The 20,950-nt window shown below is 43.0% G+C and carries 11 protein-coding genes; 3 read left to right on the top strand and 8 right to left on the bottom strand.

What is annotated here, in order from left to right:
• Positions 1 to 41: 41 nt before the first annotated feature.
• The 6 genes from CSC79_RS16760 to CSC79_RS16735 are packed head-to-tail and all read right to left on the bottom strand — an operon-like array spanning position 42 to position 6,884.
• Complete coding sequence (locus tag CSC79_RS16760) at positions 42 to 1,676, bottom strand: BatD family protein (protein ID WP_099296895.1); 1,635 nt, start codon at positions 1,674 to 1,676, stop codon at positions 42 to 44.
• Positions 1,670 to 3,565 (bottom strand): VWA domain-containing protein, encoded by a 1,896-nt coding sequence (locus tag CSC79_RS16755; RefSeq protein ID WP_099296894.1) that lies wholly within the window; start codon positions 3,563 to 3,565, stop codon positions 1,670 to 1,672. Before CSC79_RS16755 ends, CSC79_RS16760 begins: the two co-directional genes overlap by 7 nt.
• Entirely contained in the window at positions 3,565 to 4,548 is a 984-nt protein-coding gene (locus CSC79_RS16750) for a VWA domain-containing protein (protein ID WP_099296893.1), read from the bottom strand. The genes CSC79_RS16755 and CSC79_RS16750 overlap by 1 nt, the downstream gene beginning before the upstream one ends.
• Positions 4,541 to 4,978 carry a DUF4381 domain-containing protein gene (locus CSC79_RS16745; RefSeq protein WP_099296892.1) on the bottom strand — a complete coding sequence of 146 codons (438 nt, stop codon included), beginning with the start codon at positions 4,976 to 4,978 and terminating at the stop codon, positions 4,541 to 4,543. Before CSC79_RS16745 ends, CSC79_RS16750 begins: the two co-directional genes overlap by 8 nt.
• 1 nt (position 4,979) lies before the next feature.
• A complete protein-coding gene (locus CSC79_RS16740; RefSeq protein ID WP_099296891.1) occupies positions 4,980 to 5,924 on the bottom strand; it encodes a DUF58 domain-containing protein in 945 nt (314 codons plus the stop codon).
• A gap of 3 nt (positions 5,925 to 5,927) precedes the next feature.
• Positions 5,928 to 6,884: a MoxR family ATPase gene (locus CSC79_RS16735; RefSeq protein ID WP_099296890.1), complete on the bottom strand. Its 957-nt coding sequence runs from the start codon at positions 6,882 to 6,884 to the stop codon at positions 5,928 to 5,930.
• Between the two features lie 286 nt (positions 6,885 to 7,170).
• Here CSC79_RS16735 and fadI point away from each other — a divergent pair, with 286 nt between their 5' ends.
• Positions 7,171 to 8,481 carry an acetyl-CoA C-acyltransferase FadI gene (fadI, locus tag CSC79_RS16730; RefSeq protein ID WP_099296889.1) on the top strand — a complete coding sequence of 437 codons (1,311 nt, stop codon included), beginning with the start codon at positions 7,171 to 7,173 and terminating at the stop codon, positions 8,479 to 8,481.
• Positions 8,481 to 10,748 carry a fatty acid oxidation complex subunit alpha FadJ gene (gene fadJ / locus CSC79_RS16725; RefSeq protein ID WP_099296888.1) on the top strand — a complete coding sequence of 756 codons (2,268 nt, stop codon included), beginning with the start codon at positions 8,481 to 8,483 and terminating at the stop codon, positions 10,746 to 10,748. Before fadI ends, fadJ begins: the two co-directional genes overlap by 1 nt.
• Positions 10,749 to 10,887: 139 nt before the next feature.
• Here fadJ and CSC79_RS16720 read toward each other — a convergent pair whose 3' ends face one another.
• On the bottom strand, positions 10,888 to 11,274 hold the full coding sequence (locus CSC79_RS16720; RefSeq protein ID WP_099296887.1) for an MmcQ/YjbR family DNA-binding protein: 387 nt from the start codon (positions 11,272 to 11,274) through the stop codon (positions 10,888 to 10,890).
• A gap of 197 nt (positions 11,275 to 11,471) precedes the next feature.
• Positions 11,472 to 12,269, bottom strand: coding sequence for a hypothetical protein (locus tag CSC79_RS16715; protein ID WP_099296886.1), 798 nt, complete (start codon positions 12,267 to 12,269; stop codon positions 11,472 to 11,474).
• Positions 12,270 to 12,851: 582 nt separating this feature from the next.
• On the opposite strand from CSC79_RS16715, the gene CSC79_RS16710 reads away from it, so the two are divergent.
• The coding region (locus tag CSC79_RS16710; RefSeq protein WP_180270452.1) for an Ig-like domain-containing protein at positions 12,852 to 20,950 on the top strand (8,099 nt) is incomplete at its 3' end.

Raw genomic sequence — 20,950 nt, 5'->3', positions numbered from 1 at the left:
GTCTTTAGTTTGCATATTAAATATGCAAGCAATTGATTAAATTAATAAAGTCCTTTTAATGCTGTGTGCTGATTTGTCCGTTTATTATTTTTATTTGCCTCTAATACTTTTAATATTTCTGCCAATTCAACAGTGCTTTCAGTTGAACTATAGAGCGCTGCTCTTAATTTAGCTACTTGTAGTGTAAGTTGTTGGTCATTGATTTGTTGTGTAAGCACATCTATCGCGTTGTGTGGTTGTTGAGTTACTAGCTTGGCATAACAGTTGAGCTCATGGTGAAATGCAGATAAATCTGCCTTTTTACTCTGTGTTTTTAACCGTGCTAATGAGGCGGCTGAACTATCATCCTCTGTTGTTTTGGTATGTAATTTACCTGATAAAGGTGTGGCTCTGTTGTTCCACCATAAAACAAGCGTAATTAACCACAGTAAGTAACCAATAGCGCATGCAATAATAAGCCATAGTGGGGTGTTATTGATTTTAACAGTCTGAACACGTTCTGCTAGGGGTTGTTCAGTGATCGGTTGTGTTTGCGCAGGAGCAGGTACAGTTGCGTTCAGGCTGCTTGCTGTTACAGTAATTGTGCGTGCAGGTAATGTTGCGTAACTAATACGTTTAATCTTTGTGTTGTACCAAGGGACACTGACTTCAGGCAAAGTATAGGTGCCCGGTGTTTGTGGCAACAATGCATATGAAGCGGTTTGTTGGGAAATAACACGGCCATCACGCACAAGGTGATTATTTTCTTTTTCATCCGGGTAGCTACGGATCCCTTGCACCTCGGCCAGCTCAATATCAGGGAGCTGCTCTTTAGTTATCCCCAGAGCGGTAAGTGTTAGAGTACGAGTGATTGGCGTACCAACTTCGACAGTATCGCTATCTGGCTGCCATTGTTCATCTAAATTAACTAATTCACTGGGCAACCATGCACCTTGGTAGTCACTTGGAATAGGCTTAATTTCAACTGTGGTACTGTCACCCATAGCTGAGACTTCTAATTGGCGATAATTTTGACGTATACGGCCTTGGAAAACCGGTGCATCTATCGTGTAGACACCACTTTTCTGCGGTTGTACTAAGTACTCTCGAGTAATCACTAAATAGCGTTTGCCGTCAACCAATTCATATTCTTCTTGCTGTTTACCTATTTGGCTAAGCTGCGCATCTGGCATCGTCGGGGCGGTCAAATTACCATCAAGTAGCTCTTTGGCAAGGTAGAGTTTAACAGTGTAAACCCCAGCTTCTTGCACGAACAAAGAGTCTGATGACATAGATGACTTTATAAAAATATCATTATTTTGTTCTGTTTCTTTACTTCGCTCTGCCACTTTTAATGCGATAGGCTCAGAACTAATGCCTGCAACATTAAACGACGGGATCGTATAGTCGCCTGCATCTCGGGTCATAAGCTTAACAGACCAATTGGTTTGTTTTGAAATACTGCCATTAACAATATTTGTGCGTGTACTCACGCTCATTGGGCCGACAACGAAGTCTTTGAGTAAAGCCGAGGTATCAGGCTGATCGTTCTTTATTGTGTCATCAGCAGTGATTGTGAGCATAAAAAATTCACCTGCTAATACAGGGTTTTTGTCAACACTGGCTTGCAGTTGGGTCATAGCCCACAGGGGCATAGCGCTGATAAGCAATAAACAGCAAAATAATCGCATTACCATGATTTTTCGACTCCTTGTGGACGACGTTGATAGTTTCGTTTTTGTGCTTCTAATTGCATTTTGTTACGTAACAAAATAGCAGGATCGTCGGGTACTTTACGCAGCAATTGATTAAGTTGCTGGGCTTTTTCTTTTTCTTCATTTGTTAGCTGAGCGGTTTGTGCTTGCATTGCCTGTTGCTTTGCAGATTCTTCAGCCTGTTTTTGTTGCTCAGGGCTCATTTGTGGCTGAGCTTGCTCACTTGGTTCAGGCTGTTCTTCGTTTGGTGTTTGTTGTGAATCATTTGATTCGCTTTGCTGTGCTTGCTCAGGCTCGGCTTGCATATCAGGTTTGTTTTGCTCACCACTTTGCTGTCCAGAAGGTTCACCGTCTTGTGACTTATCTTGCTGGTCAGATTGCTCGCCTTGTTGTGATTGTGAGTCTTGCTTTGATTGTTCATCTTGTTGTGAACCATCTTGATTTTGCTGATTCTGACCTTGCTCGTTTTGCTGCTCTTGATTTTCGCCTTGTTCACCGTCTTGCGAGTCTTGATTTTGTTGTTGCTGTTGATTTTTCAGCTGCTCCACTAAAGTTTGGTTTTCTTTAGCGTATGGAAAATCGGGTTTTAGGTTTTGCGCTTGTTTATAAGCGTCAATCGCTTCATCAAGTTGCCCAGCTTTAGCTAAAGCATTGCCATAATTGTAAAATCCATTTGCACTTTTATCTTGGCTAAATGCATCCAATGCGGCATCAAAGTTACCTTGCTGATACAGCGCTGCTCCTTTGAGTTGGTTTGAATTAGCAGCGGCTGCGGCTTGCTCATATTCGCCTTGCTGATAGGCCTCTAATGCGCGTTGATCTTGGTTTTTAAATATGCTTGGAAGTTCAACGGCGTATACGGTATCTGTTGGTAGAAAGCTAACTAATGCAAAAACGCCGACAAGTACGCTTTTTCGGAAGATCCAAACCATCATAGGCAACAACATGATCAATCCGTACATGCCAGCATCAATTCGCCAAAGCGCCTTACTTTGCTTTTCGTCTTTAAGCAATTCTGTATTCGCGCTTGGTGCAAATACGGCGATATCAGTGTTGCTAGGCTGGTAAAGTGCAAAGTGTCCGCCACTGTTGCGTGCTATCGCTGACAATTGTGACACATTGAGTGTAGGCACCACAATTTGGCCATAATTATCTTTAATAAATCCACCTTCAGGTAATTTGATGGGAGCGCCTTGTTCAGTGCCTACACCGTAAACATTTAACCGATAACGGTTAGAGCTACTAAACTGATTAATGTCAGAGAGCTCATTTTGTTCGACACCATCTGTTATCAAAATAATATCGCCTTCGAGGTAACCTGCTTGAGTTAATAACTCTTTTGCTTGATCAAGGCCTGCCAGCACGTTTGAGCCTTTGTCTGGCATGATGTCGGGGCTTAGGCTCGGGATTAAATTCTCAAGCGTTGTAGCATCATTCGTTAACGGTGAAATTGTAAAGGCAGAGCCTGCATAAGCGACCAGTGCTGTATCACCTTCTTTAAATAATTGGACCATATCAAGAGCTTTAAATCGTGCTTGAACAAGCCTGTTTGGCGCAATGTCGGTGCTGTACATAGATAACGACATATCCATCACAATAACGCGGGCATTCTTACTCTGAAATACAGGCACCTGCTTTTCTTCAAAGCTAGGTCCTGCGCTAAAAATCACACCTAAAACACAAAAAAGTGCAACAAACCACATAGGCTGCCCTGTGGTTTGATTTTTTTTGTTCATAACAAAGTGAGCTAAATGCGGGGCTATTAACTCGCCTTGGCCCGTTTTTTTATGTTTAATTAATGCAACCATAAAGAGTGCAATAACTGGGATTAGTAGCCATAAAACAGTGGGGCGTATAAATTCAAAGTCCATTAGACCTCCTGCCTAAAAGCGCGGCCAGTGATCAGCATAACACGAAGGCTGATAATCAGTAGCGCGACTAATAATGGTAAATAAAAGAGTGAACTTTGGGGCCTAAAAGTTTGTTCATCAGCGCTAATGGGTTCGAGTTTATCGAGCTCTTGGTAAATTTGTTGTAGGCCTGCCACATCTTTAGCACGAAAATATAACCCGCCGGTTTGTTCTGCAATACGCGTAAGTAAACTTTCATCTAAGCTGCTGCCACTGCTTCCCATGTTAAATAAACTAAAGCCACGGGGGTTATCTGAGCCAACACCTATGGTATAGACTTTTATGCCTTCTTCGCGAGCTAAAAGCAAAGCTTCGTCAGGGTCTAAATTACCGGCAGTGTTTTGACCGTCAGTAAGTAGCACAACAATTCGATTACTTTCGTCTTTATTTGCAAAACGCTTGACTGATAAACCGAGTGCATCACCAATGGCGGTGGCACGCCCAACTAAGCCAATTTGCGCCTCTGAAAGCATCTGGCTCACTGTTTTTACATCACGTGTTAAGGGAGTTTGTAAAAAGGCGGTATCGCCAAATAAAATAAGCCCTAGCCGGTCACCTTGGCGCTGCTCTATAAACTCACTTAATACAGCTTTAACCATGGTTAAGCGGTCTACATATTGACCTTGGTAGGCCATATCTTGCTCTTTCATTGAGCCTGACAAATCCACCGCGAGCATAATGTCACGCCCTTCATTTGGCAAAGTGATTGGGTCATCAAGCCATGTTGGGTTTGCAACTGCGCAGACTAAAAGTGCCCAGATTAGCCATTCAGTAAAACTAACACCACGGGCATGCTTTACAGCTCCTTGGCTTGTTAAATTATGTTTCGCAAAACCGGGTATACGTAGCCGAGCCTGCGATTCATCTTTAGCGGGTTGTAAAAACCGTATTAATAAAGGCAGCGGTAGCAAAAGGAACAGCCATGGCCAACTAAACTCAAACATTTAGCGACTCCTTTAGTTTAAACTGTTTTATACCCGCTTTTAATTTCGCGGCTAGTTCAGGTTGTGTATTATTTGCTTGGTATAAACTCATTATTTCTTGTTCACTAAACTGCTGTTCAGTGAGTTTATTTAATGTCTTACACCAGTTTTTGGTTGATGAACTTGCATGTTCAGCACTGTAATAATGTAAGACAAGGCGTTTGATCAGTATATGTAACGCCGCGCAGTCGTTTGACACAGTATCACTGCGTGTAATGGCGTAACGTTTTGCTTTTTTAAACTGGCTGTTACGGTATAGCTTTATGACTAATAAAGTAGCGGCCACTACTGTAACTGCGATAATAACCCACCAAATAGGGGCGAGTGGCCACCAAGCCACTTGGTCTGGCACAATGACATCGTTAAGGCCATCTAAAGGAGATGCTTGCATATTACTTTCTCACTAATTGCAGCTCGAGTGGGGAGGCTGCATCAAATGATATTAAATTTAAGCCTGACTTCGTCAGTCTATCCATTCGAATTGTAAAGGCCAGCTCAGCTGTTTTTGCAAAGCTGTCGCGAAAGCCCTTGTCCATTAATGGCAGCGCAAATTCGTTACCATTGGCGCTTACTGTTACTGTTTGTTTAAATGCTGGAAGCTGATGTTCAAATGGATCGCTAATGTGGCAGCCGATCAGCTCACAGTGGCGACTCAATATTTCAAGTTGCTTAAAGCTGGCATCATCTAATGCACTAAAATCTGAGATTAAATAAACAAGGCTGCCGGGTTTGGCTAAATGGTTAAGGCGTTTTAAATTATCGCTAAAGTTATTTTTTGCTGGTTGATCAATTTGCGTAAGCGCTTGTTGGTGGCTATCACATAGATTATGGCACAGCTTTAACACCGCTTTTTCTCTGGCGCTGGGTTTTAGCTCTAAATGACCATGTTGATTAAATACAACACCACCAATTCTGTCACCGCGTTGGCAGGCTGACCATGCAACTAATGCACTAATGTGCGCGGCTTGAATTGACTTTAATAATAACTTTGAGCCAAATAGCATGGAGTTAGAAAAATCGGTAAAAACAAAAACAGGGCGTTCTTTTTCTTCCTGAAACAGCTTAGTGTGGGTTTCGCCTGTGCGTGCAGTAACGCGCCAGTCAATTGAGCGAATATCATCACCTTGTTGGTAATGACGTACTTCGGCAAATTCCATACCGCGGCCTTTATGCGGTGCAAGGTATTGCCCCGCTAAGCTGTTTTTGATTTTTACTTTCGGTGTAAGCTCTAACAGCCGCGCCTTCGCTTTGTAATACATTAGCTCTTTTAACGCTAAATTTACGCCATGGCTATGGCTGGTTTTGAGCCAGCTTTGATTATCTAATTCGCTTTGCATAATTTAGGGTACAGCAACAAGTTCTAAAATACGGCTGATCACCTGATCTTTTGTTACGCCATCTGCTTGGGCTTCATAACTTAAAATAATACGGTGACGTAATACATTGTGTAGCACAGCTTGAATATCATCAGGTGCTACAAAGTCACGGCCATTTAGCCAAGCGTGTGCGCGTGCACATTTATCAAGTGCGATTGTGGCACGTGGACTTGCGCCATATTCAATCCAGCGGCCTAGTTGTTCATCTAGCTCGCCACCTTCACGGGTAGCAATAATAAGCTGCACTAAATATTGCTCAAGGGGCTCAGCAAGGTATAAGCCTAAAATTTCTTTACGTGCGGCAAATAAATCAGCTTGGCTTATTTGTTGTGCTGGCGCTTGATGTTCACTTAATGCTTCACCACGGGTAAGTCGTAAAATATCACGTTCATGTTCGGCACCTGGGTAGTTAATGCTCAAGTGCATTAAAAAGCGGTCAAGTTGGGCTTCAGGTAGTGGGTACGTGCCTTCTTGCTCAAGCGGATTTTGCGTGGCCATTACCATAAATAAATCTGACAGTGGGTAGGTATTTTTGCCTACAGTAACTTGGCGCTCGGCCATGGCTTCTAGCAATGCTGATTGTACTTTTGCAGGGGCACGGTTTATTTCATCGGCTAATATTAGGTTATGGAACAACGGCCCTTTCTCAAACACAAACTCACTGGTTTGTTGACGATAAATATCAGTACCGGTGACATCGGCTGGTAATAAATCTGGCGTGAATTGTACGCGTTGAAATGAGCCTTCTACACCTTTTGCTAATGCATTAACGGCGCGCGTTTTTGCAAGCCCTGGCGGGCCTTCTACTAATAGATGACCATCGGCTAAGATGGCAATCAGCAATGCTTGAGTTAATTCTGGCTGACCAATAATTTGGCTGTCTAAGTAAGTTTTTAGTTGTGAAAAAGCGTTAGCGGCCATAATAAAAAGAGTATCCTCGTTAGCACGGGTTTAAAAAAGCTTAATAAGTAATATGGGCTAGGATGCCATAACCCAAGTGTTAGACTATCATTTTCAAAATAGTTCGTTATTTTTTAACGATTTTTACCCTAACATATAAATAAAGGATAATTTTGTAAACAGGTTAAAAAAAGCCTATGGTTGGTAACTAATTATACTATTTTCAAATTCTCTATTGGCTTTAGTACACGGGTTGTTTAGAATCGAGGAAAACAAACAGGTCAGACCTGTCAGCGGGAGAGCATAAATGTCTGAGCAAAACATACTTAAAACAGCAAAGGGCGACCGTATCGCCATCGTTAGTGGCTTACGTACACCGTTTGCAAAACAAGCAACTGCATTTCACCACGTTCCAGCTTTGGACATGGGTAAGCTAGTAGTTAATGAAATGCTAGAGCGATTGAATTTTGACAAGTCAGAAATTGACCAACTGGTATTTGGCCAAGTAGTACAAATGCCTGAAGCGCCAAATATTGCCCGCGAAATTGTGTTAGGCACTGGTATGCCGGTATCAGTTGATGCTTATTCAGTGTCACGTGCATGTGCGACTAGTTTTCAGGCCATTGCGAATGTTGCTGAGTCAATTATGGCAGGCTCTGTCCAAGTAGGTGTTGCCGGAGGTGCGGATTCTTCATCAGTGTTACCTATTGGTGTAAGCAAAAAACTAGCTGGTAGCTTAGTTGATTTAAACAAAGCACGTACTTTTAGCCAGCGTTTAAAAATATTTTCAAAACTGCGTTTGAAAGATTTAATGCCAGTACCGCCAGCTGTGGCCGAGTATTCAACGGGTTTATCGATGGGCCAAACAGCTGAGCAAATGGCCAAAACTCATAATATTAGCCGTGCTGATCAAGATGCATTAGCGCACCGTTCGCACTCGCTTGCCAGCCAATCATGGGCAGATGGCAAATTAGCTGAAGAAGTAATGACAGCGCATTTGCCACCATATAAAAGCTTTATCGAGCAAGATAACAATATTCGCCATAACTCAACCGTTGAAGGTTATGCTAAATTAAAGCCAGCCTTTGACCGTCAACATGGTTCAGTAACCGCAGCAAACTCTACGCCATTAACCGATGGTGCAGCAGCTGTACTGATGATGAGCGAAAGTAAAGCAAAAGCGTTAGGCTACAATATTTTAGGTTATGTACGTAGCTTTGCTTTTTCAGCTATTGGTGTGCATGAAGACATGCTAATGGGGCCGGCTCATTCAACACCTATCGCGCTTGATAGAGCGGGTATCACACTTGCTGACCTTGATCTAATTGAAATGCATGAAGCATTTGCAGCGCAAACATTGGCTAATATGAAAATGTTTGCTTCAGATAAGTTTGCCCAAGAAAAACTTGGCCGTAGTAAAGCCATTGGTGAAATTAACATGGATAAGTTTAACGTGATGGGCGGATCGCTTGCATATGGACACCCATTTGCAGCAACTGGCGCACGACTTATCACTCAAAGCTTACACGAACTTAACCGCCGTGGCGGTGGTTTAGCCCTGACTACTGCTTGTGCGGCGGGTGGTTTAGGTGCAGCCTTTGTATTGGAGAGTGCGTAATGACAGATTCAGTATTTAGTTTAGAAATTGAAGACGGCTTGGCCGTTGTTACTATTGATGTGCCGGGTGAGAAAATGAACACCCTGCGCGATACCTTTGCCGACGATCTAAAAGCGCTGCTTGATGATGCGAAACAACAAGCTGTAAAAGGTATGGTATTTATCAGCGGTAAAAGCGATAACTTTATCGCCGGTGCTGATGTGAAAATGCTCGATAACGTTGAAAAACGCGAAGATGCATTGGCTATCAGTGAGCTATGCCATCGCGCGTTTTTTGATATGAAAAAACTACCATTTCCAACAGTCAGCGCTATACACGGTGCGGCACTCGGTGGTGGTTTAGAGTTTGCACTAGCGTGTGATTATCGCGTATGTTCAAACAGCGATATTACTAAATTAGGTTTGCCGGAAGTGCAGCTTGGTTTATTACCTGGTGGCGGTGGCACACAACGTTTACCAAAATTAGTTGGTCTTCAAAAAGCCCTTGAGTGGATGCTAACAGGTAAGCAGGTTCGTGCTAAACAAGCTAAAAAAGCGGGTTTAGTTGATGACTGCGTACCGCAGACAGTGTTACTTCGTGTGGCGAAAGAGTTTGCTTTAAAAGGCAAAGCAAAAGCGCCAAAACCAAAGCTTGATCGTATTAGTCAATTGCTTGAGTCAAACCCATTTGGCCGTAATATCATCTTTAAAAAAGCCCAAGAAAACGTACTGAAGAAAACTGGCGGTCATTACCCAGCACCGTTGGCAATCATCAAAGCAGTGCGTGCAAGTGTTGAGCTTGATGAATTAAAAGCCTACAAAACAGAAGCCGAAGGTTTTGCAACCTTGGTAATGAGTGATGAATCAAAATCACTACGTGGGATCTTTTTTGCGACCACTGAAATGAAAAAAGAGTGGCGCAACGATGAAGCTCCAGCCATTGAAAAAGCCGCGGTATTAGGCGGTGGTTTAATGGGCGCAGGTATTACCCATGTGAGTGCTGTTAAAGCGGGCGTGCCAGTACGTATTAAAGATGTAGCAGAGCAGGGCATTAGTAATGCCATGAATTACAGCTACAAAATTTTAGATAAAAAGCAAAAACGCCGTATTTTATCGAAAGCTGATTTACAGCAAACAATGAACAAAATAACCGGGACCACCAACTACAGTGGCTTTAAGCATATTGATATTGTTATTGAAGCGGTATTTGAAGATTTAAGCTTAAAGCAAGGTATGGTCGCTGATATTGAGCGTGAGTGCCAAGACAACACTATTTTTGCAAGTAACACATCGTCGTTACCTATTTCGCAAATAGCGGCAGAGGCCACGCGTCCTGAAAATGTGATTGGTTTGCATTACTTCTCGCCAGTTGAAAAAATGCCACTGGTTGAAATTATTCCGCACGAGGGCACGTCAAAAGAAACCATTGCTCGCGTGGTGAACTTTGCCCGTAAGCAGGGTAAAACACCGATTGTTGTTAAAGACATGGCAGGGTTTTACGTAAACCGTATTTTAGCGCCTTACGTCAATGAAGCAGCTAACTTACTCCTTGCAGGTGAGCCAATTGATAAAATTGATGCGGCACTTGTTGAGTTTGGTTTCCCTGTTGGGCCATTGGCGCTACTGGATGAAGTAGGTATCGACATTGGCTCTAAAATAGCCCCAATTCTTGAAAAAGAACTGGGTGAGCGCTTTAAAGCCCCTGATGCATTTAGCCGTTTAATTGATGCAAAACGTTTAGGTCGTAAAACCGGTCGTGGTTTTTATATCTACGATAAAAAAGCCAAAAAAGTGGATGAGTCCATCTACGAGTTACTAGGTGTCAGCCCATCGCCGCGCTTAAATAAAAGCGAAATTGCTAAGCGTTGTGTAGCACAAATGCTTAACGAAGCCGTGCGTTGTTTAGATGATGGCATTATTGCAAGCCCACGTGACGGCGACATTGGTGCGATATTTGGTATTGGCTTTCCACCATTCTTAGGCGGTCCATTTAGTTACATGGATAAACTGGGCGCGAGTAAAGTAAGCTCAGAAATGGCGACGTTTGCTAACTACAACCCTGTATTTACACCATGTGATACATTGGTTGATATGGCAGATAAAGGCGCGAGTTTTTATCAGATTAAACCTGCTACTCCAGTAAATGAAGAGCAAAACGTGACGGCGGATTCTTCAGCAGAAGAAGTAGTTACTGAAGAGGTGGTTGTTGAAGAAGTTGAAACGGTGGAAACACCTAAGACTGAAGAGATAGAAACAGACGAAAAACCAAAAGACGGAAAAACGTCTTAGGGTTGTATACCTAAACAAAAAACGCACCTGAGGTGCGTTTTTTTATGTCTAAAATAAAGCTTAGTAAAGATAAGGTAATTGAGACGACATAGCAAAATAAGTCATTGCACCGAGCTTTATACTCAGCACAATACTCGTTTTATAGGTGAACTTCGATAGCTTTACGGTCTTTTTCTGGCATATTAGATACAACCAAATCAAAGGAATTGTCTATCATTCGTTCAATTTCACCCTTTGGAACTGAACCATCCAGAATAACAGTATTCCATAACCGTTTATTCATATGGTAACCAGGTATCACAGAAGGAAAAATATCACGTAATGCTTGTGCCTCATCAGGGTCGCATTTTAAGTTCATCCACCAAACGGGGTTGCCATCTTCATCTGTTTGTCCTTCATTACCAACGGATAATGTGGCAAACATTTTATGATTTACCTTGTAAACGTCAACTTCTTGGCCAAAAGGTTGGGTAACCATAACCAAGGGTTTTTTAGTTAAATACTCATGTGCTGTGTGTTGATCCATGATCCAGTCCTTGAAGTCATTTTAAGATAAGTTAACAATAGCAGCTTTTTCCTAGTTTAGTCATGAAAAAGCGATTAATAGGTATAATTTATTAGTAAAAACAACCCCTACAATAATTGCCAAAGGCTTAAACGTATGTTGATAGTCTTATATAGGCCAGTTGAGTAGCCTATTGTGAAATAACATCAGTGTGTTTATTAAACTGACTTTGGTAAAGATGAGTAAGCTATAACAGCGGCATCTCGCTTTACTAAATCAGGTTTAGATGAGGCTTTCCCATAAATATCACAATATACAATGGGGTCACCTTCATGGGCTAATAAATTATCATGGCTATAACCAGATAAGACTTTCTGCCATTTCTTAACAATTTGTACGGGGGCAGTGGATAAAGCGTTTAAAATAAGTTTAGATTCTTCAAAATTGCTATTAATTGCAATATTTAGCATATCGTCGTTTGCTGCCCCAAGCCAACTTGCGCCATTAGTGCCAACACATAAAAGTGGCATATAAGGAGCCAGCGCAGGGCATACATCATTTCTGTAAATATCAACCTTCCAATAGCTACAGGCTATTTTTACAAACTGAGCAAAATCCTTTATCGGTGTAAAGTTTGAGGTCGCTAAAGGCAAAATCTCTACTCTTGGCTTATTGGCATGCACTGTATCGTTAGATACATCAATATACCAAGGGCCAAGTATAAACGCATTTTGAAAGTACTCATCCCGCAGTGACCCCCAGGCTTTTTGTAAAGGATTGCCTTGGTCTATAAGATCTTTTATTAAGTTAAGCCCAGGCTTGTCTGTGGTAGGTAATTCCGTTTGCAATAGTGTAAACACTTCATCGCGAATTTCTCTACATCGGCCAATAGGGTAAGGCTTTTCAGCAAAGTAAGGGATTGTTGGTGCCAGTTTTAAATCAGCTAATAAGCGTAAATGGGCTAGATCAGCGCATATCAGTGTAAGTTGTTCTGGCGTAAAAAGTTTATCAAGCACGTATATTCCTTTGAGTTTTTTATGATTTTAGTTGAGCTTGGGTGTCATTTTTAGTCACCTTTTTAATTAAGTTTAGCTTGGGCATGTGTATCTTTCGAGATTGTTTACAGTCGTTTTTTAGTTAATGCAGTTCCTGTGTAGTAATTCCCCATAAATAAGTGATAACGCGCAATAAGTTAAAAAGCAAAATTGTATGGATAAAAATAAAGCTGCATTTAGTAAGGCAATTGTTTTTATAATTGTTTTTATGGTGCTTGATATAAATCAAATAAACTGAAAGCTCTATAAAATAAGTGAAAAATAAAGTTGTGGCCTGTAGCTTTTAAACTAAGCTTTTAACTGAATTTAGCATTAATATTTGCAAAGAAATGTAGCATGATAATTGGATATCACAGGGACATTTCAGCATGGAAGCAAAAGTTTACAATCAACAGCAACTTTGCCATACGTGGTTCCCCAAGTGATGAGTTATATAAGGAATCAATACTTATTTAGCTCGAGTTTAAAAGCAAAAGTAAACACAGAGCTGCGCCAGTTGCTCTAAAAAAAAAGTATATTTAGTTCAATATTATTTAGGTTGATATGATGAAATTAAATAAAGTCACAAAGGCTATGACGCTTATTGGCGCGTGTGCAGCTAATACATTATCAATAGATGCTTGGGCAGCAGCACAAACAATAAACTTTTCTGCTGGAAATGGCTCTGGATTGCAATTTTTGCAAGATGGGCAAAATGGTGTGAACGATGTTACTGGTTTTAGTTTTATATTCGACGCTGGTTTGGCATCTGACTATACAAGTATAAATGACTGGCAGTATTTTAACGGCATAGCAGCTTATTCTTTTTCACTCACGAATGTTTTAACTGGGGGAACTAGCGTTGGCATGGTGCTTTACGAAGAAAATGGAGATAACTTTAGTTTAGAGTCATTTACATTTTTTCGTCAAACGTCCACAGAAAATGGTAATGACTCAGTAACGTTGAAAGGTTATTTAGACGGTAGCCTTATGGTTACTAGCAACGTTGTTATTCCGAATGGCTCCGTTAATTCCTCGTTTACCATGACTCGAGCGTCAGACTTTAATGATGACCTTTTTAAAAATGTTGATAAGGTAACTTTTGATTTTCCTGTAGTGGGAATGGGTAGTGATTATGATCCCCGCCACGCCCCAGTTAATATCGTTATTGATGATGGTCCTGCTGACAGTACGGCTCCGATTATCAGTCAGGTAACACCTGTTGCTTCGCCCACAAATGATAATACCCCAAATTATATTTTCAGTACGGATGAAGTAGGAACGCTTTTGATGGGAGGAAGCTGTGGTACTTCGACGTCAACAACGATAAGTGGCACAGGGAATCAAACAATCATATTGACGCAAACTGATAATAGTAGTGCATTAGCAAATGGCACTTATAGTAATTGTACAGTAACTGTTACAGATGCTGCGGGTAACACAAGTAATGAACTGGCTATTATGAGCTTTACTGTTGACGTAACTTTGCCCACGTTTGATGGTGCAAGCGCAACGCCGAGTGACAATGCCACCAACGTACCAATTAGTGACGATATTATTATCGACTTTAGCGAAAATATTGCACTTGGTACAGGCAATATAACGGTCCGAGATGTTACTGGCAGCAGCAACTTTGCGGTATTTGATGTTGCAGCACAAAGTGATGGCGCAACCACTAGCCCAAGTGCGGGCCGCATTGGTATTGTAAACGATAAGGTTTATATTAATCCGACGAGTAGTTTAACGGGCAGTAATCAATATTCAGTGCGAGTAGATTCAACGGCAGTTGATGACTCTGCTGGTAATAGTTTTGCAGGGATTAGCGACGATACAACATTTAACTTTACTACTGCAGATGTCACCGCACCTAGTTTTGACGGTGGTAATTCAACGCCTAATGATGATGACACGGATGTGTCTGTCAGTAATAACATTGTTATTGATTTTGATGAAAATATTGCACTGGGTACGGGCAATATAACGGTGCGCGATGTCACTGGTAGCAGCAACTTTGAGGTGTTTAATGTTGCGACGCAAAGTGATGGCGCAACGACCAGCCCAAGCGCGGGTCGTATCGGCATCGCTAATGACAAAATTTATATAAATCCGACAAGTAGTTTAACGGGCAGTAATCAATATTCAGTGCGAGTAGATTCAACGGCAGTTGATGACTCAGCAGGCAATAGTTTTGCGGGCATTAGTGACGATACCACCTTTAATTTTACTACAATCAACGCCGCACCTGTGGTTGATTTAAATAGTGGTACATCAGGTAATGATACCACAGCTTCATTTTCTGAAGGGTCTGGTGCCGTTAGCTTCATGACAAGCCCAACAGTCACGGATACTGATACAATAACAACAATTACAGTCAGTTTAACGAATGATCAAGATGGCGCTTCAGAAGGGCTTAATGTATCAGCCAGTGCGCAAAATGCGCTGACAGGAGTAAGTGGCGCTTCTGACATAACACTGCAAGATACACTCTCTATAACGGGCGCAACAGCTACAACAGCCGAGGTTGCAGCTTTCTTACAAGCTGTAACTTACAATAATACGAGTTCGACGCCGGATACCACGTCGCGCACGGTGAGCGTTGTTGTTAACGACGGAACTGACAACAGTGCGTCACGAAGTGCTGTTATTAGTGTAGCCAATGTAACAGCGGCCAGTACGACCGGGGCATCATTTAATACCACATCGGGCGCCAACTTAAGCCCAGCCATTAGTTTCAGCAGTGACAATGAAACACTGACTATAGCATCAGCGAGTCATATTGTTGGGTCTACAGCCCAAGGTGGCGACGGCACAGATGAAATTATTGTTATAGATGGTAGTGATCTCACGCACTTGACCAGTTTAACCGCTTTTGAAACGCTCTCTACCTATAATAACGGCTCGTTAACACTTAGCGAGTTACAACACGATGCGTTTACAACCATAAATGGGACTGGCACAAATACATTTACCTTGGCAAGTGCCGATGGGGATAGCACTGTAATTGCAGATGCAGACATAGAAACGTATGTTTTAAATGCCGCTTTCAATATTACTTTATCAAGTGCAGCGCAAAATATTACCGGAAGTGGCAGTGCTGATACCGTTAATATTGCAGGCTTAAGTGTTACGGGGACGCTTGCTGGCGGCGGCGGTACTGACATACTGCAAATGAGCACTGGTGCTAATATTAGTAATGCCACAGTAAGTGCGTTCGAGTCTTTAACATTAAGCAGTGGTGCTTCAGTGACGATGACTGAGGCGCAACACGACAGTTTTTCAACGGTAACGGCTTCTGGCGCTGATTCAATCACCATAAGCACCGCGACCGATGGCATAACTGGGAATAGCGCAGTTGAAACCTATGTATTGTCAGCAGGGAATACATTTACCTTAGGCAGCGCGTCACAGAACCTAACGGGTAGTGGTAGTGACGACACAGTAAATGTGAATGCGTTGAGTGCGACGGGTACTTTAGCGGGTGGAAGTGGCACAGATACCTTGGTTGTTACCAACGGCGGTAATATATCAGGTGCAACAGTCAGCGGGTTTGAGGATTTATCGGTTGCTGCTGGTGGTACTGTGACAATAAACGCAGCCCAACTGTCAGGGTTCACAGGGACCGTATCTGGCAGTGGCACAGAAACGGTATCTGTTTCTGGTGATGGCAATTTGAGTACGGTATCAGCCATTGAGAATTATACTTTAAATGATGACAGTACGAACGCTCGGTCGGTGACTGTAACCAGTGCAGGGCATTCTGTTACTGCAACATCGACGACCGATGCCATTACGTTTGATCTAGGCACGCTTGCGTTTACGGGCACCATTACGGGTGACAATACTGTTTCAGATACACTGAGTTTAAGTAATGGTGCAAATATATCAGCGGGTACCATAAGCAACATAAGTAATTTAACTTTGGCATCAGGTGCTTCAGTTAGTATGACCGCAAGTCAGCATAATGCGTTTAGTGGCACAATAACTGCGTCTGGCTCAGAATCTATTACCATTAGCGGAGATGGTGATTTTACTGCTTTAGCCGGTGTTGAAAGCTATAGCGTGGGTGATGACAGCACTAATACTAGAACCATTACAGTTTCAAGCAGCACCAATGTGGATGCTATTTCATCCACAGATGCAATAACATTTGATATAGGCTCAAGTGCCTATATAGGCACACTAACCGGTGATACCAGTCAAACTGATAGAGTATCGGCCTCTAATGGAGCAGATGTCTCTGGTGGTAGTTACTTTAATATTGGTACTTTGAGCTTAAGCAGTGGTGCAACGGTTGCTATCGACGCTGGCAATATCGGTGATTTTGGCACGTCAATGGTCGGTAGTGCTGGCAACGAAACACTGAAATTAATGGATGGCGGCACGTTTGATTTTAGCAGCACATCGGTTTCATCAGTTGAAGGTGTAGCTATTGGAACAAATAGTAATTTTGCAATTACTTTAACGGATAATTTTGCATCAGATGGCGGCACGGTCGATATAACCAATACCACAGGCAGTGCGATCACCGGTACAATTACGTTGGATGCGAGTGCATTTAGTGGTGACGTGTTAACTATTTCAGCAGCAGATTTAAATGGCTCTGATACTTTTACTGGTGGCAGTGGCGCTGATACCATCCGCCCTGGTGGCGGCACCGATTCAATGACAGGGAACGGTGGTAATGACAACTTTATAGGCAGTACGTCAGATCTTTCTGGTGATACCATTGCAGACTTAGCCATTGGGGACATGATCACGTTAACCGGCGTTACGGGGCTATCAACTAACAACGTACGTTTTAATGGTTCAAGCACCTTAGAAGTTGATACCGATGCGACTGATTTTAATATATCCGAGTTGACACTGTCACTGACAAACGCACCTTCAGCAGATTTAGCATTTACTGTTGCTGATAGTGGTGCAAATACGGTGATCACGTTCATTGCTAGTAATAGTGTACCCGTATTTTCTTCATTAAATGGCGGTTCAACGTTTATTGAAAATGGTAGTGCTGTTGCGATAGATAGTGACGTGACAGTGTCTGATACTGAATTAGACGCACTCAATAGTGGCAATGGCGATTACAATAATGCAAGTCTTACAATTTCAAGAAGTGGTGGTGCAAATAGTGCTGATGTATTTGCGAATAGCGGTCTGTTGGGAACGCTGACCCAAGGTAATAGTTTTACTTATAATAGTGTATCAGTAGGTACTGTAACAACCAATTCTGCGGGTACTATTAAACTCACATTTAATAGCAGTGCGACATCAAGTATTGTTGATTCGGTTATTTCGTCTCTTACTTATGCTAATACCTCTGAAGATCCTTCAAGTAGTGTTACGTTAGATTACACCTTTAATGACGGTACGTCTGATAGTGCTGGCACAAATCAAGCAATTGTAACAATTACTGCTGTTGATGATACACCGACAGATATTACGTTATCTTCATCAAGTTTGGCTCAATCAAATACGAATGCTGGTGCTGATGTTGGAACGTTAAGCTCTACCGATGTTGATGATAACAGTCATACTTACACTTTAGTTAGTGTGGGAGCATCAACAAGTGGAACGTGTACAGCGAGTAGTGGTAACAGCAGTTTCCAAATAAACGGCAGTATAATAGAAACACAAGCAACAATTAGCGCAGGCAGCTACATAGTTTGTGTGCAATCTTACGATGGCAGTACTTCATTCCAAGAGGCATTTACTATTACTATCAGTGATGATGTGGCGCCAAGTGCACCAACGTCACTCGATTTGAATGCAGCATCAGATAGTGGATCTTCAAATACTGATAATTATACCAATGATACAACCCCCACATTGTCGGGCTCTGCAGAAGCCGGCTCAACGGTTAAGTTGTTTAGTAGTGTGACTGGAAACACTGTTATTGGTACAGGGACTGCAACGGGTGGAACGTGGGAGATCACAACAAGTACACTAACTTCTAACACCACTCACACCTTTACGGCAACTGCAACGGATGCAAGTAATAATATATCGTCGATATCCAGCGGTTTGAGTATCACGTTAGATTCGATAATCCCAAGTGTGTCAAGTACACCTGATTTAAGCAGTGCAAGTGATACCGGAAGTTCAAATACAGACAATATTACAACTGATGCCACGCCCACTTTTGTTGGGACTGCTACAGCTGGAGATACGGTTACACTCACTTCAGATCAAGATGGTGTATTAGGATCTGTGGTTGTGCCATCTGGTGGTACGTGGAGTTTTACACCATCATCTGCGTTGTCTTCAAATTTACACTCGATTAGTGCTTTTACAACTGATCTTGCTGGCAATAATAGCATTTCGTCAAGCTCTCTAAATGTTAACATTGATACAAGTGCAAGCTCACTTAGCATCACTACGCCTATTGAGGGCGATGGTAATGTTAATGCCAGTGAGGATAGCGATGTATTGGTACAGGGCAGTGGTGCTGAATCTGGCGCTGCAGTTACGGTTAATATTGGAGGGATCAATAAAACGATCACTGCAGATTCAAGTGGTATTTGGACACTGCTCGGTAATGAGTTAGATATCAGTGCGCTAAATAACGGCAGCTTAACGGTATCAGCAACACAAACAGACTCAGCAGGTAACACGTCGACGGCGGCAACAACCTCAATCACATTAGATAACTCAGCGCCCAATGCTGTAACCATTACGACACCGATTGAAACCGACGGTATTGTGAACGCTGCGGAAGACAATGATGTACTAATTACAGGCTCTGGTGCAGAAGCCAACGCCAGCGTCACGGTCACTATCAGCGATGGTGCGAATAACCAATCGCGAACGGTGACAGCTGACGGCTCAGGTGCATGGACATTCAGTGGCAGCGAGTTTGATGTTAGCAGCTTTAATGATGGCACACTCAGTGTGAGCGCCACACAAAGCGACACGGCAGGTAACATCTCGACGGCGGCAACGACATCTATCACATTAGATAACTCAGCGCCCAATACTGTCACCATTACGACACCGATTGAAACCGATGGCATTGTGAATGCTGCAGAAGACGGTGATGTATTAATTCAAGGCTCTGGCGCAGAGTCCAATGCTAGCATCACTGTTACTATCAGCAATGGTGCGAATAACCAATCACGCACGGTGACTTCTGACGGCTCAGGTGCATGGACACTCAGTGGCAGCGAGTTTGATGTCAGCAGCTTTAATAATGGCACGCTCAGTGTGAGCGCCACACAAAGTGACGCGGCAGGTAACATCTCGACGGCGGCAACGACATCCATCACATTAGATAACTCAGCGCCCAATGCTGTTACCATTACGACACCTATTGAAACCGATGGTATTGTGAATGCTGCGGAAGACAGTGATGTATTCATTCAAGGTGACGGGGCAGAATCAGGCGCAACAGTGACGGTCAGCATTGACGGTGTGGCTAAAACCACGACAGCTGATTCAAGCGGTAATTGGACGTTGTCGGGTAACGAATTAGACATTAGCGCGCTGAATAATGGCACGCTTACGGTATCAGCAACACAAACAGACTCAGCAGGTAACACCTCAACGGCGGCAACAACCTCAATCACATTAGATAACTCAGCGCCCAATACTGTCACCATTACGACACCGATTGAAACCGACGGCATTGTGAATGCCACGGAAGACAGTGATGTACTAATTACAGGCTCTGGTGCAGAAGGCAATGCCAGCGTCACGGTCACTATCAGCGATGGTGCGAATAACCAATCGCGCACGGTGACTGCTGACGGCTCAGGTGCATGGACACTCAGTGGCAGCGAGTTTGATGTTAGCAGCTTTAATGATGGCACACTCAGTGTAAGCGCCACACAAAGTGACGCGGCAGGTAACACTTCAACGGCGGCAACAACCTCGATCACATTAGATAACTCAGCGCCCAATGCTGTCACCATTACGACACCGATTGAAACCGATGGCATTGTGAATGCTGTAGAAGACGGTGATGTATTAATTCAAGGCTCGGGCGCAGAAGCCAACACCAGCGTCACGGTCACTATCAGCGATGGTGCGAATAACCAATCACGCACGGTGGCTGCTGACGGCTCAGGTGCATGGACACTCAGTGGCAGCGAGTTTGATGTCAGCAGCTTTAATGATGGCACACTCAGTGTGAGCGCCACACAAAGTGACGCGGCAGGTAACATCTCGACGGCGGCAACGACATCCATCACATTAGATAACTCAGCGCCCAATGCTGTTACCATTACGACACCTATTGAAACCGATGGTATTGTGAATGCTGCGGAAGACAGTGATGTATTAATTCAAGGTGACGGGGCAGAATCAGGCGCAACAGTGACGGTCAGCATTGACGGTGTGGCTAAAACCACGACAGCTGATTCAAGCGGTAATTGGACATTGTCGGGTAACGAATTAGACATTAGCGCGCTGAATAATGGCACGCTCACGGTATCAGCAACACAAACAGACTCAGCAGGTAACACCTCGACGGCGGCAACGACATCCATCACATTAGATAACTCAGCGCCCAATGCTGTCAGCATTTCGACACCGATTGAAATTGACGGCATTGTGAATGCCGCAGAAGATGAGGATGTGTTAATTCAAGGTGACGGGGCAGAATCAGGCGCAACAGTGACGGTCAGCATTGACGGTGTGACTAAAACTACCACCGCCGATTCAAGCGG

The organism is Pseudoalteromonas sp. 3D05 (genome assembly GCF_002723455.1).
Classification (GTDB): domain Bacteria; phylum Pseudomonadota; class Gammaproteobacteria; order Enterobacterales; family Alteromonadaceae; genus Pseudoalteromonas.
The sequence above is the reverse complement of the archived record's forward strand: the minus strand, read 5'-3'. Positions and strand labels throughout refer to the sequence as shown.